Source organism: Amycolatopsis ultiminotia, from assembly GCF_039536925.1.
Classification (GTDB): domain Bacteria; phylum Actinomycetota; class Actinomycetes; order Mycobacteriales; family Pseudonocardiaceae; genus Amycolatopsis; species Amycolatopsis ultiminotia.
In genome coordinates, this window is the sequence record NZ_BAAAZN010000005.1 from 350,856 (window position 1) to 363,894 (window position 13,039).

Consider the following 13,039-nt stretch of genomic DNA (forward strand, 5'->3'; position numbering starts at 1 on the left):
GACGTGACCGGCGGCGTCCGGGCCGGATTTCCGGTGGCCGGAATCCGGTCTGGCGACACCAACCCGTGCACGAGGCAGATCCGGCCCACGGTGCAGTACTAATCCCGCGACAGCTTGAGCATTGCCGCGGCGACCTCGGCGGTGGCGGTGGCCGGGATCGCGGTCGCGGCCTGGTCCAGTACGAGCAGCCGCGCGCCCGGGATCTCGCGGGCGAGGGCCTCGCCGTTGCCGACCGGGAAGAACGGGTCGCGGCGGCCGTGCACCACGAGCGCCGGGATCGCGAGCTCGGGCAGGCGCTCGCGCCAGCGCGGCGTGCAGTCGAGGCGGGAGAACACCATGCCCATCTGGTTCGCCATCTGGACCTCGGGCTCTGTGCCCGGCGTGCGGTCGAAAACGCGTTCGGCACTCGTGCGCGCCGCGGCGGGGTCGTCGCCGAGGACCTTCGCGCCCGCGGCGGCGTACTCCGCGACCGCGGCGCGGTCGGACCAGTCGGGCATCGGCAGGCTGAACCACCGGTCCAGCACCGCCGCGTCGTGGTCGGGCAGGTCGTCGTCGACCGGGCCGGGTGCGACCGGGCGCGTCCCGACGAGGGTGAGTGCCGAGAACGCCTCCGGGTGCTCGATCGCGGCGACCTGGGCGACCATCCCGCCGACCCCGATGCCCGCCAGATGCGCGGGACGGTCGTCGAATCCGCGGGCGAGCGTGGCGGCGTCGGCGGCGAGATCACGCAGCGTGTACGTCGGCGCGCCGGGATTGACGGTCGTCGACGTGCCGGAGTCCCGCAAGTCATAGCGCACGACGTGCCGACCACCGCGAGCGAGCGCCTGGCACAACGCGTCGGGCCAGGAGAGCATCGTCGTGCCACCCGCTAGCAGCACGAGGGGCGCCGTCGGCTCGCCGAAGTGCTCGACCCCGAGCGTGACCCCGTCGGGCAAGCGCATCATCGACCTCCAGGAGCGGCTCACGGATGTGTCCCGGACAGTATCCGCGCAAGCACCGACATTCCGGGTGGGCGCCTCGCCGAACACGCGGCGCACGACCAGCCCGAGCCGTCGGCAGGCGCATTCGTCCGGAGCATATGCGCCCGGCGGAGCAGTAGCGGACATTCTCCGACCGCTATCGGTGGCACCGTGGGTTCAGCCACTTCCGGCATTCCCCGAGGAGCACTTCCATGCGTACCCGTCCGCTCGGCCGCACCGGCATCCAGGTCAGCCCGTACTGCCTGGGAACCATGCGGTTCGGCCCCAACGGCAACCCCGACCCCGACGAGTGCGCGCGGATCATCCACCGCGCGCTCGATGCGGGAATCAACTTCGTCGACACCGCCGACGTCTACGGCGGAGCGGGCGCGACCGAGGAGATCGTCGGCAAAGCGCTGCGCGGCCGGCGCGACGACGTCGTGCTCGCCACGAAGTTCAGCGGTCCGATGGGCCCGGACGCCAACCGGCGCGGGAACTCCCGGCGCTGGATCGTCTCCGCGGTCGAGGCGTCCCTGCGCCGTCTGCAGGTCGACCACCTCGATCTGTACCAGGTGCACCATCCGGACCCCGGCACCGATCCGGAGGAAACCCTCGGCGCGCTCACCGATCTGCTGCGCTCGGGCAAGGTGCGGGCGATCGGCCATTCGAACCTGCCCGCCACGGAAATCGTGGAGGCGCAATGGGTTTCCGAACGACGCGGGCTGGCGCGGTTCCGCACCGAGCAGCCGCCCTACTCGATCCTCAACCGCGGGATCGAACGCGACGTGCTGCCGGTCTGCGCACGGTACGGGCTGGGCACGCTGGTCTGGAGCCCGCTCGCGATGGGACTGCTCACCGGCCGCTACCGGAAGGGGCGTGCACACCAGCTGTCGAGTGCGCAGCTGCACTGGGTTCCGCAGCACATGACCGACGAGCGCAAGCTCGACGCGGTCGAAGCGCTCCTGCCGATCGCCCAGGAAGCCGGTTTGCCACTGGCCCACCTCGGGCTGGCGTTCACCATCGCGCACCCCGCGGTCAGCGCGGCGATCATCGGTCCGCGCACGCTGGAACAGCTGGAGGATCTCCTCGCCGGAGCCGGCACCGTGCTCGACGACGCGACCCTCGACCGGATAGACACAGTCGTCCCGCCGGGAACCGACCTCGGTCCGCTCGACGTCGCCTACCTGCCGCCGGAGCTGGAAAAGCCGGACTTGCGCCGCCGTACCGCCGTCGACCGCGCGGCAGCCTGAGCACCCACCCCACCGAACAAGGACAATCCGGCCGTGCCCACACACCTCGACACCCGAACGCTGAACCGGGCGACCCTGGCCCGCCAGCACCTGCTGGACCGCACCGCGACGCCGGTCCTCGACCTGATTGCGCACCTGGGCGGCCTGCAGGCCCAGCTGCCACAGGAACCGTTCACCGGACTGTGCAGCCGGGTCGCCGGATTCGAGCCCGACATGGTTTCGCAGCCGCTCGAAGGCCGGTCCCTGGCGCGGTTGCACCTCATGCGCCGCACGGTGCACCTCGTCACCGCGGAAGACGCACGGCAGTGGCGGCCCCGCCACCACACCCTGCTCCGGCAGCGAACGACCGCCACCTACCGCCGCGAGCTCGCCGACGTCGACCTCGACGAGCTCGCGGCGGCCGCCCGCACCCTGATGGCCGATGGGCAGCCCCGCTCGCTGGGAGAAATCGGCCGTGCCGTCGCGCAACGCTGGCCGCAGGCCTCGCCGAGAGCATTGGGCGAAACCGTCGTCGCGGCGCTGGTGCCGATGGTGCAGATTCCCCCGCGCGGCACCTGGGCGAGCAACGGCGGCGCGTTTTACCGGCTCATCGAGGACTGGCTCGGCCCTGCCGGCCACGACGGTGCCGCCGACGAACACGACCTCGCCGGACAGGCCATGGTCAAGCGCTATCTCGCTGCGTTCGGCCCCGCCACCACCTCCGACCTGCGCGCCTGGTGCGGACTCGCCGGGCTCCCCGCAGCCGTCCGCGCGGTGCGCAACGAGCTGATCAGCTTCCGCGACCCCCGGGGACGCGAACTGCTGGATCTGCCCGACGCCCCACGGCCCGAACCGGACACCCCGGCACCGGTCCGCTTCCTGCCCGCGTTCGACAACGCCGTGCTCGGCTTCCACGACCGCAGCCGCATGATCGACGACCACTTCCGCCCGCTGTCGGTCACCGGCGCCCGCTTCGTCCTCGTCGACGGCCGGGTCGCGGGTACCTGGACCACTGCGGAGACCGCCGTCATGGTGACACCGCTGCGTCCCCTGACCAAGGCCGAGCAGACAGCCGTCGAGGAAGAAGCACAGCAATTGACGGATTTCTTCCGCAAGTGGACGCCGAGCGCGTAGCTCACTGCGCTTCGGCGCCACCGTGCTGCCAGGTCAGTGCTGCCAGGTACAGCCCGCCCTGTTCCCAGCCCGCGTGGGAGGTGTACCAGCCGGTGTGGTCTTGTACGACTTCTGCCGCATGAGCGGGGAAATGGGCCACCAGGCCGGCGTTTTCGAAGTGGAACGGGGTGCCGCTGCGGTACACGTCGGTACCCGCGTAACCCAGGCGCGGGCCGGTGAACAGGTACCAGTACCGACCGTGGCGCAGTACGAACGGCGACTCGGTCGGGCCACCCCAGGTGCCTGATTCGGGAGAGACGTACGCGAGGTTCCGCTCGCCCCAGTGCCGGAGGTCGTGGCTCGTGCGGTACAGCACCGCGTGGTACCCGCCGTCCGGTTCGGTGGTGCCGGTGTAGAACAGCACCCAGCGGCCGTTGATCCGGACGACGTTCGGGTCACGCGTGTCGTAACCGTCGCGGAAGAGCGTGCCGCCGGCGTAGCGCGTCCAGTGGAACAGATCGCTCGAGGTCGCCACGTTGATCGCGTATGCGGTGTGGTCTTCGCCGCCGCAGTAGAACATCTGGTACGTCGCCCCGACGCGGATCACGTGCGGTGCCCACAAATGCGTCTCCCCGTATGCCGGGTCGGCGGTGAGCGCGAACGGCTGTTTCGTCCACGGCCCGTGCAGTTCCGGCGCGGTCGCGTGCGCGAAGTGGATCTCGTTCAGCGGATCGGCAGGCTCGGCGTGCGTGATCCCGAAAACGTGCCAGGTGCCGAGGAAATCCCGGATGAAGGTGTGGTCGTTGAGGTACCACGGCGCACTTTCCCCGACACTCGGATCGTAAATCTTCCCGAACTCCCCGACCGTCAGGTCCGGCTCGGCTGCGGAACCCCGCGTGCCCGTGCCGAACACCACACCCAGCGCGAGACATCCCACCAGTGCGGTACGTCTGTTCACCCGCATCAGCCGAGCACCTCCAGCCGGTACTGGGCAGCCGACCAAGCCGGGGCACTGTCCGCGGGCACGATCCGCACGTCGATCGTCGACCGTCCACTTGTGACACTCGCGGGCAGCGCGAAGGTGTCCTCCAGCCATCGGTGGGTGGTGTTCTGCAACGGCTGGGTCCAGGTACCGATCTGCCTGCCGTCGACGAAGACCGCGGCCTGTTGGTAACCCGAGTTCTGGTCGCCGGTCCGCACCAGCCGGGCGCCCGCGTTGCGCGGGTCCATTGCCATCGCGAAGCGCACCTGACCGGTCGTGGCCGCGGTGGTCCTGGTCACCGGGCCCGGCACCTGGGTTCCTTCGAAAGTCGAGGTCAGGCTTGCCCTGGTCTCGCCCTCGGCGGTGTAACCGTGCGCTGCCCGGCCGGCATCGTCGCCGACGTCGAGCAGATCGGCCTGCCGCACTCCTTGATCCGGTTGCCCGTACCAATACGCGGTGGTGCTGTATTCGGCAGGCGCGTCGTCGGCAGGGCCGTGTTCGATGGTGAAGGTCAGCGCCGAGGAGAACGGTACCGCGTCGCCGGCCATCAGGCGGAGCGCACCGGTGCAGTCGTACTGGCACCCGTCGGCGGCCGCTTTGTACGCCGGGTTCCCGGTCAGCGGCATCGCGAAGTTCGTGCCTTCGCGGAAATACCAGCCGGACTCGAAGAAATCCTCCGTCCCGGTCCCGTGCCATTGCGGGCTGGCGACCCCGTCGGCGTAGACCCGTTCGTCGCCTTCGAGGTAGTTGCGCTGGTTTCCGGACGGGATCAGCCCGGTCATGGTCTGCGTCTCGCCGTAGAACACGCCGCGTCCGGCGGCCTGCAGGATCGTCCAATCGGAACCGTTGCGGGTCAGTCCTTTGTGGCTGGTCGCGGAGAAGTACCCGAGGTCGCCGCCGGGCAGCAGACCGGCGGAGACCTCGGGAGCCGGCGCCGAGGTGACCTCGACGTGCACCCCGGTGACCGGACGGCCGCTCGCGTTCCGCAGTTCGACCACCGCGCGGTGCCGGTAGGGCATCGGCCACCAAGCGGTGAGCGCACCGCCGTCGGTGGCGTCGATCGAGGACAGCAACGCGCGGCTGTCGAACCGTCCCAGTCCCGAACCGAAGAATTCACCGAGCGGGGAGTCCACTGTGGTCTTCCCGTCGAAGGTGATCCGGAGCCGGGTACCGCTCAGTACCGCCTGGGACGCCGCCAGTTCCGCCGGATCGCGCTGGTACCGGTAGATCTGGTGGCCGCTCCAGCTCGGCCGGCTCAGCTGGTAGCCGTGCGCCCCCTCCTCACCGGGGTGGCCGGGACCGAGGTCGAGGACGTCGGTGCGCTGCCATTGGCCGCCGACCAGCGAATGCACGTCGTAGCGGAACTCGTTGACGTCGAAGTCGGAGGAGACGAACGTACTGGTGATCCGGAGCTGCGAACGCCCCGCGGTGCGGCTTGCCGGGAGCTCGAGCACCTGATCGGTCCAGGTACCGCTCGGATCCGCCGCACCGGTCGTCCAGCGGCCTGCGGGCTTGCCGTCCACGGCGACGTCGGCGATCTGGTGGCCGACCACCGGATCGACCCGCCGGGTGAGCCGGACCCCGGTGTTGGCCGGATCGATCGAGACCCGCAACGAGCTGTGCCCGCCCGCGCCGAACGCACGGCCGTCGTCGCGGACGCGGGGTTCGGAAACCAGCGACGGCACGGTGACGCGCAGCTGGGTGATCACGCCCGGCCCGCCGAGCGTGGCGAATTTCCCGGACGCGCCGTCCGGGATGTCCCCGGTAGCCGAGGTCGGCCTCGCCCGGTGCGCGACCGGCTTGGGATCGCGGACCCCGAAGCCGCGCAGCCGGTCCACCACGTCGAGCGCCTGATCCCGGGGGTCGAAGGTGCGCACCCCTGCGGCATCGGGCAGCTCGCGATAGGTGACGTGGTAGAAGAGCGGATTGTGCTGCACGGTGATCCGCATCGAATGCCGGTACGGCATCGGCACTTTGATCACCGAACCACCGGAGGTGTCGGCGCCGTCGCCGACCAGCGGCCAGACGAACGGCGCGCCGATCCGTCCGTCCACAATGTCCTGGAGCGAGTGGTCGAGCACGGTGCTGCCGTCGAGTTCGACCTTGAGGTTGCCGTTGCCGGCCATATTGCCCTCGTCGCGGGTGAACCACATGCTCTCGATCTCGCCGGCGCCGGTCTTCTCGGCGATCACGCAGCCTTCGGTGGTGATCCGCAGGCAGCTGTAGACCCCGCGGAAGCCGTCCTCGTTGCCGCCGGTGCGGTCGAAACTGGAGAACTGCTTGGTCTGCGCACCCGGCCGCAACTCGGCCATCGCATCGAGCGAACGGTAGACGTCCCAGCCGAGCGGCCCCACCGAAGCGGGCCGATCGACCTGCGCTTGCGCGGGCGTGACCGCGATCGACGCTACCGCGAGTACGACTGTCGTTGCTATCAGTAGCGATCTGCGGGCATGCCGAACCCTTCGGCTGTGCATGGGGCACTCCGATCACTGAGGACAGGGAGAAGCGGGCGAAACTCCGGACCCGGAACCACTGCCGGATCCGGTCGCTACGTAGTCACCGGCGGGTCACGCCGCCGCGCGTGGGGCATCAGCAGAAGAGGACGGGTAATCGATTACCCATCCGACGCTAGGTGTCCACGTAAGAGTGTGTCAAGAATCACAGTGATGGTGTTTGCCCAGGTTAAGCGGATCGGCCTAACGCTCGCGGCCCAACCGTCCGCCCGAAACAACCCGCCGCCCACGGGCAAGCGACATCGCCGAACGCCCCCCGCACTCACCGACGACAGCGCACACGGAACGACCCACCACGCACCGGCAGCCAAGCCCGACACCGACAGGCGAGCGGGCCCCGCAAAAACCGCCCGCGCCCACCGTCAAGCAGGCCCGCACGATGGGCGAGCACGCTCCTCACCACCCACCCACCGACGAACCAGCCTCGCAAACCGCCCGCTGGCGAGTAGGCATCTCGAAGCTGCCCGTCCCCACGGGGCGAGCGGTGCTGGCTCTCGTCCGGCGTTCGGGCCGTCGTGGGTGGGGCTTGTGCGGGGGTGGCCGAGGTCGGCGAGGCACGTCGGCGGGACCGGCGCCGCGGTGCCGGAGTCGGTGGTCGGGATCTGCCGTCCGAAGCGACGCCCCGATCGACCTACCGGGTGGCCTGGCGCATCCTGGTCATCGGGTGCGTGGCCAGTGCGGTCACCTCGATCCGGGCATAGGGGTGGACCGGGAGGCTCACCAGTGCCGCTTCCAGTGCGTCGGCGTCCTTCGCGGTCCAGATGCCCAGGTTCGCCTTCGTGCCCGGCAACCGCCAGAATTCGCGGATCACGTTTTCGGCCATCAGTTCCAGGCCGCGGGCGCGTTCGCGCTCGATGAGGTCGAGCCGTTCGGTCTCCGGAAGTTCGTAGACACCGGTCGCGTCGACCCGGACGAGAAAGTCCATTGTGTACTCCTGAGTGGATCAGCCGATGGTCAGGACGACTTTGCCGAAGCGGTCGTCCGAGATCAGGCGCTGCTGGGCGGTCACCGCCTCGGCCAGCGGGTGGACGGAGTCGATCACCGGGCGCAGCGAACCGTCGGCGAGCAGCGGGAGGAACTCCCGGATCTCGCCGAGGTGTGCGGTGTGTGCGCCGCGGATGTCGATTTCCTTGCGGTGGATGGAAACCAGCTGTACCTCGGCGACCCGTCCGGTGTGCGAGCCCATGCCGATCAGCCGGCCGCCGTGCCGGAGCGCATCGATGGACTTCTGGAACGTCGCCCCGCCCACCGTGTCGTGCACCAGATCCACTCCCCTGCCGCCGGTGAGTTCCTTGACCACCTCGGGATAGTCCGGCACCGCGCGGTAGTTGACGACCTCGTCCGCGCCGATCTCACGCAGCTTCGCGCACTTCTCATCGGTGCCGCTGGTGGCGATCACCCTCGCACCCAGTGCCTTGGCCAGCCGCACCGCGGCCGTGCCCATGCCGCTGCCTGCCCCGACCACCAGCACGGTTTCCTCTTTGGACAGCGCGCCGCGGGTACGCAGCATGTGCCACGCGGTCATGTAACCGACGATGCCGACGGCCAGCTCCTCGTAGCTGAGCACCGCGCCGTCGGGAACCGGGATGGCGTTGCGCGCGGGCACCGCGAGGTATTCGGCGTAAGTGCCGTCGACGTGCTCACCGACGATCCGGAGCGCGGCGCATTCGCTGACTCGCCCTGCTTCGCATTCACCGCACGTCCCGCAGGTGAGCATCGGCAGTACGACGACCCGCTGGCCCACCTGCCGGGTGGACACCCCCGCGCCGAGTTCGGCGATCTCGCCGGCGCCCTCGACTCCCAGGATCATCGGCAGCGGCTGCTGCGTGCTCCGTTCCGCGAACCGGCCCTCGCGAACGAGGAGGTCAGCGCGGTTGAGCCCGGCCGCGCGCAGCCGGATCAGGACTTCGCCCGGTTCCGGGCGCGGCCGCCCGACCTCCTCGATCCGCAGTACCTCCGGACCGCCGAACCGCTGGATGATTCCGGCCTTCATGCACACCTGCCAATCGTTCCCCTGTACGGCACGGCGTGCTATACAGTGGTCCTTATCCTGAGTTGTCTGCCGGACCGCTGTCAAGGCCGGTGCCCTAGGAGCTGATCGATGACGACCTCGCGACCTTCCCCGCACGCGCAGAACGCGGTGGGCAAAAGCACTGACCACACTTCGGAAACCGACGACCTCACCGCGATGCGCGAGGTGGTGCGGACACAGGCGGAACGGCACCAGGTGGTGACCGCGCCGCGATGGCCCGGCGGGGCCAGGATCGCGGTCAACTTCACCGCCGACTTCGACGCGATGCTGCTGCGCCGGCTGCTTGACGAGCCTCCGATGCAGCGCGCGAAAGGCGAGTTCGGCGGCCGCGTCGGCATCTGGCGGCTGCTCGAACTGTTCGACGGGCACGGGATCAAGACGACGTTGTTCGTACCCGGCCGGATCAGTCAGCTCTACCCCGATGCGGTACGCGCCTGGGCACGCAGCGGGCACGAGATCGCCGACCACATGTGGGAACACCGGGTGCCCGCCGATCCGCAGGTCGAGCGCACCCACCTGCTGCGCTCGACCGAGGCGCTGGAGCAGCTCAGCGGGCGCCGTCCGATCGGCACCCGCAGCTGGCATTCGCCGGAACTGCTCGCCGAACTCGGCTACCGCTACAACTCGCACGACGCCGCGGACCACCGTCCGTACTTCACCACCCACGATGGCTTCCGGCTGGTCAACCTGCCGTTCCACTACGCGTTCGACGACGCGCAGTTCTTCAGCTTCGCGTGGCTGGACACCGACAACGCGGCACAGCGGATCGCCGACCCGGAACGGGTGCTCGAGCTGTGGTGGGACGCCTTCCGGCAGCAGTACCGCCACGGCGGCTACCTCAACCTCTGCCTGCACCCGTTCCTGTCCGGGCGCGCCATGCGGATCGCCATGCTGGACCGCCTGATCAGCCGGATGAAGCAGCTGCCGGGTGTCTGGTTCACCGGCTGCGAAGACGTGACGCAGCACTGTCTCGGTCTCGAAGAGGAGCACTGAATGCCCTGGAAAGACGGATACACCATTTCCGATGAACGGGGGCTCGCCGACGCCGTGCTCCACTGGCCCGGCGACGCCGCGTGCTGCTTCGGCATCACGGTCGAACTGGGCCCGGCCTGTGGTCCCGGTGGCATCACCGCACGCGACCTGGACACCCCGGAGAACTACTACGGGCTGCACGGCGGACTCGATGCACTACGGGAAACGCTGGCCGGGCACGGAATGCGGGCCACCTTCGCCGTTCCGGGCGTGATCGCCGAGCTGTACCCGGAAATCGTGCGCGCACTGCACGCCGAAGGGCACGAGATCGCGGCCGACGGCTGGCGCCGGGAAGACATCAGCCTGCACGAGCGGGCCGAGGAGCGGGACCTGATCCGCCGGACCGTCGCGGCACTGCACGCGGCGACCGGGGAGGCACCGGCAGGCTGGTACTGCCTGCCGCGGGCAGGCGACAAGTACGCGGTCGGCGCGATCAGCCCGGACACCGTGCCGCTGCTGCTCGCGGAAGGCTTCACCTATCTGGGCAACAGCCCGGCCGACGACGTCCCGCACTACTGGGTCGCCGATCCGGCCGGACCGGTCGCGATACTGGCGATGCCGTACTACTACGCCTTCGACGACCAGTTCCACCTGCTGTTCCCCGCACGCGGCACCGGTCTCGAACACGCCGACGCACTGGAACGCAACTGGCGCGCGGAGTTCAGCGCGCAGTACCGGCGCGGGCGGGCGTTCACCATGAACCTGCATCCGCACGCCATCGCCTGGCCGAACCGGTTGCGCAAGCTCGACGATTTCCTCACGCACGCCACGGCACTGCCCGGATTGTGGAACGCGACCGCGGGGGAATGCGCGCGGTACTGGCTCGAAACGTATCCGGCCGCCGAAACACTGCGCATCGAACCGAGCATCTGGCAGTACCACGAGGACAGCCTCAACTGACCGCAAGGGAATTCTCCATGACTGCAGCACCGTTCCACCTCGCCACCGCGAGCTTCGGCACCGGCGCGGACACTCCGCGCGACTACCTCGAGCGTTGTCTCGACACGATCACCGAACGCGAACCGACCGTGCGCGCGTGGGTGGTGCGCAACGAGCAGGGCGCGCGGGAGCAGGCCGATCGCAGTACCGCGCGCTGGCGCGAGGGCGCCCCGCTGTCCCCGATCGACGGGATGCCGATCGGGATCAAGGACCTGCTGGAGACCGCGGACCTGCCGACCCAGATGGGCTGCGCGGCACACGAGGGCAACTTTCCCCGGCGGGACAACGCCGCGGTACGGGCATTGCGCGAGGCGGGTGCGGTGATCGTCGGCAAGACCGTCACCGCCGAACTCGGCGGCTCGGAACCGGGCCCCACGACGAATCCGTTCGATCCGGCACGCACCCCGGGCGGCTCCTCGTCCGGCTCCGCCGCCGCGGTCGGCGCCGGAATGGTCCCGGCGGCGATCGGCACCCAGGTCGGCGGCTCGATCATCCGGCCCGCCAGCTACTGCGGGAACTGGGCGCTGAAACCGTCACAGGGCGCGATCAACCGGGGCGAGCGGCAGACCACGAGCATGAGCACGCACGGCGTGCACGCGACGTGCCAGGAAGACCTGTGGCTGGTCGCCATCGAAATCGCGAAGCGCGCGGGCGGCGATCCGGGGCACGCCCGGCTGGCCGGACCGGACAGCCCACCGGCGGCGCACCGACCGTTCTCGCTCGGGGTACTGGAAACCGAAGGATGGTCCACAGTAGACGAACGGTCGCACAAGGCGTTCGAGGAGTTCGTCCGCAGGCTGGCAGGCACCGGGGTACCGGTGGCGGCCAGGGCCGGGCATCCGGGTATCGAACGGTTCGAGCAGAGCCTGGTCGGCGCCCGCGATACCACGACCACCATCACCGCATGGGAAAATCACTGGTGGACCCAGGATCTGGTCGCGCAGCATCCGGATGGCGTCAGCGAGCGAGGCAAGGCCGTGCTGCGCGTGGCGGACCGGCTGGGCGTGGACGGATATGCCGACCTGCTCGAACGTCGCGCCCGCATTCGCCGCGAACACACCGCGCTCGACGTGGACGTGCTGGTGTCGCCTGCCTCACCCGGGCCCGCGCCACTGTGGTCCGGCGATGTACCCGGTGAGCCGCTCGCACCGTGGCCGACCGGCGACGCGGTCTTCAACACCCCGGGCTCGCTGCTCGGTGCCCCGGTGGTGACCGTGCCGCTGCTGACCGTGGCCGGCCTGCCGATGGGGGTCCAGGTGATGGGCAGGCCCGGAACCGACGCCCGGGTCACGGCGATCGCCCGCTGGCTCGCGGAGACCGTGGAGCCGATCTCGGTCTGAGCCGCGGCGCATTACGACCGGACGCGCGTCTCACCACCGAGCAGACCCGGCTGAGCTGGCCTTTTCCGCATCCGGAGGGCAGGCTGCAGGCATGTCCGTCCTGCAGGTCCGGGCACTGAGTGCCGACACCTGGCCCGCGTTCGCCCAACTGGCCGAGGCGAACAACGGGGTGTGGGGCGGCTGCTGGTGCATGGGTTTCCACGTGAAACTCGGCAAGGGTCGCACCGCGGAGCAGAACCGGGCGGACAAGCAGCACCTCGTCCGCGAGGGGCGCGCCCATGCCGCGTTGGTGTTCGAGGGCGCGCAGTGCGTGGGCTGGTGCCAGTTCGGCTCCCCGGAGGAACTGCCGGAGATCAAGAGCCGACGCCGCTACGACGCCGGCCGCACCACCCTGCCGGACTGGCGGATCACCTGCTTCTTCACCGGCAGGGGCCGGCGCCGCGGCGGAGTCGCCGGCACCGCGCTCAGCGGCGCGCTGGCCGAGATCGCCCGCCGCGGCGGTGGCGTGGTGGAGGGCTACCCCGAAGAGACCGACGACCGCACCGTGCCCGGCTCGTACCTGCACACCGGCCCGATGGCGGCCTTCGAACACCACGGTTTCACCCGCACCCGGCCGATTTCCCCGCACCGCTGGGTCGTCACCCGCACGGTCGACCCGCGCTAGGTGACTGAAGGGCCGGCGGCGGGCCGAGGCGTTGTCGGTCGGCAAGCGCTCGATGCGGGTGCTGCCGTGGTCGGCGAAGCAGATGGAACCGCGAACCGGCGAAACCGAATTCGGGCGACGTCGCCCGAAAAGCGCAGCGCGAAACCGGGCACCATTTCCGCGCACCGCCCGAACCGCTCGATAGGTACGCCCTATCACGGGTCAGCCAGAGCCTTTTTGACGGCCTGAAACGGCCC

General features: G+C 69.8%; 11 protein-coding genes. 6 read left to right on the forward strand and 5 right to left on the reverse strand.

The genetic code is table 11. From position 1 onward, the window contains the following. Nucleotides 1-98: 98 nt before the first annotated feature. Nucleotides 99-941: an alpha/beta fold hydrolase gene (locus ABD793_RS14485; protein ID WP_344859862.1), complete on the reverse strand. Its 843-nt coding sequence runs from the start codon at nt 939-941 to the stop codon at nt 99-101. A 230-nt stretch (nt 942-1,171) separates the two neighbouring features. Here ABD793_RS14485 and ABD793_RS14490 point away from each other — a divergent pair, with 230 nt between their 5' ends. Both ABD793_RS14490 and ABD793_RS14495 read left to right on the forward strand, forming a co-directional pair. Then, nucleotides 1,172-2,209 carry an aldo/keto reductase gene (locus ABD793_RS14490; RefSeq protein ID WP_344859863.1) on the forward strand — a complete coding sequence of 346 codons (1,038 nt, stop codon included), beginning with the start codon at nt 1,172-1,174 and terminating at the stop codon, nt 2,207-2,209. 33 nt (nt 2,210-2,242) lie between these two features. Continuing rightward, nucleotides 2,243-3,322 (forward strand): winged helix DNA-binding domain-containing protein, encoded by a 1,080-nt coding sequence (locus tag ABD793_RS14495; protein WP_344859865.1) that lies wholly within the window; start codon nt 2,243-2,245, stop codon nt 3,320-3,322. 1 nt (nt 3,323) lies between these two features. Here the strand turns inward: ABD793_RS14495 and ABD793_RS14500 are convergent, their stop codons facing one another. From ABD793_RS14500 to ABD793_RS14515, 4 genes are all read right to left on the reverse strand, one after another. Beyond that, nucleotides 3,324-4,265, reverse strand: a complete 942-nt coding sequence (locus tag ABD793_RS14500; RefSeq protein WP_344859867.1) for a glycoside hydrolase family protein — start codon at nt 4,263-4,265, stop codon at nt 3,324-3,326. Beyond that, a complete protein-coding gene (locus ABD793_RS14505; RefSeq protein ID WP_344859868.1) occupies nt 4,265-6,595 on the reverse strand; it encodes a glycoside hydrolase family 172 protein in 2,331 nt (776 codons plus the stop codon). Before ABD793_RS14505 ends, ABD793_RS14500 begins: the two co-directional genes overlap by 1 nt. 832 nt (nt 6,596-7,427) lie before the next feature. Next, nucleotides 7,428-7,721, reverse strand: coding sequence for a muconolactone Delta-isomerase (locus tag ABD793_RS14510; protein WP_344859870.1), 294 nt, complete (start codon nt 7,719-7,721; stop codon nt 7,428-7,430). An 18-nt stretch (nt 7,722-7,739) separates the two neighbouring features. Beyond that, the gene (locus ABD793_RS14515; protein ID WP_344859872.1) at nt 7,740-8,789 is read right to left on the reverse strand and encodes a zinc-binding dehydrogenase; all 1,050 of its coding nucleotides are present in this window, start codon (nt 8,787-8,789) and stop codon (nt 7,740-7,742) included. A 108-nt stretch (nt 8,790-8,897) separates the two neighbouring features. Here ABD793_RS14515 and ABD793_RS14520 point away from each other — a divergent pair, with 108 nt between their 5' ends. The 4 genes from ABD793_RS14520 to ABD793_RS14535 all read left to right on the forward strand — a co-directional run bounded on the left by ABD793_RS14520 (nt 8,898) and on the right by ABD793_RS14535 (nt 12,803). Continuing rightward, nucleotides 8,898-9,821 (forward strand): polysaccharide deacetylase family protein, encoded by a 924-nt coding sequence (locus ABD793_RS14520; protein ID WP_344859874.1) that lies wholly within the window; start codon nt 8,898-8,900, stop codon nt 9,819-9,821. Further along, complete coding sequence (locus ABD793_RS14525) at nt 9,822-10,760, forward strand: polysaccharide deacetylase family protein (RefSeq protein ID WP_344859876.1); 939 nt, start codon at nt 9,822-9,824, stop codon at nt 10,758-10,760. Nucleotides 10,761-10,777: 17 nt separating this feature from the next. Next, on the forward strand, nt 10,778-12,139 hold the full coding sequence (locus ABD793_RS14530; RefSeq protein WP_344859878.1) for an amidase: 1,362 nt from the start codon (nt 10,778-10,780) through the stop codon (nt 12,137-12,139). A gap of 91 nt (nt 12,140-12,230) precedes the next feature. Beyond that, nucleotides 12,231-12,803, forward strand: a complete 573-nt coding sequence (locus ABD793_RS14535) for a GNAT family N-acetyltransferase (protein ID WP_344859880.1) — start codon at nt 12,231-12,233, stop codon at nt 12,801-12,803. Nucleotides 12,804-13,039: the final 236 nt, after the last annotated feature.

Coding starts and splice junctions, on each gene's coding strand:
- ABD793_RS14485 (WP_344859862.1), bottom strand. CDS start 941: ATGCGCTTGCCCGACGGGGTCACGCTCGGGGTCGAGCACTTCGGCGAG.
- ABD793_RS14490 (WP_344859863.1), top strand. CDS start 1,172: ATGCGTACCCGTCCGCTCGGCCGCACCGGCATCCAGGTCAGCCCGTAC.
- ABD793_RS14500 (WP_344859867.1), bottom strand. CDS start 4,265: ATGCGGGTGAACAGACGTACCGCACTGGTGGGATGTCTCGCGCTGGGT.
- ABD793_RS14505 (WP_344859868.1), bottom strand. CDS start 6,595: ATGGCCGAGTTGCGGCCGGGTGCGCAGACCAAGCAGTTCTCCAGTTTC.
- ABD793_RS14510 (WP_344859870.1), bottom strand. CDS start 7,721: ATGGACTTTCTCGTCCGGGTCGACGCGACCGGTGTCTACGAACTTCCG.
- ABD793_RS14515 (WP_344859872.1), bottom strand. CDS start 8,789: ATGAAGGCCGGAATCATCCAGCGGTTCGGCGGTCCGGAGGTACTGCGG.
- ABD793_RS14520 (WP_344859874.1), top strand. CDS start 8,898: ATGACGACCTCGCGACCTTCCCCGCACGCGCAGAACGCGGTGGGCAAA.
- ABD793_RS14525 (WP_344859876.1), top strand. CDS start 9,822: ATGCCCTGGAAAGACGGATACACCATTTCCGATGAACGGGGGCTCGCC.
- ABD793_RS14530 (WP_344859878.1), top strand. CDS start 10,778: ATGACTGCAGCACCGTTCCACCTCGCCACCGCGAGCTTCGGCACCGGC.
- ABD793_RS14535 (WP_344859880.1), top strand. CDS start 12,231: ATGTCCGTCCTGCAGGTCCGGGCACTGAGTGCCGACACCTGGCCCGCG.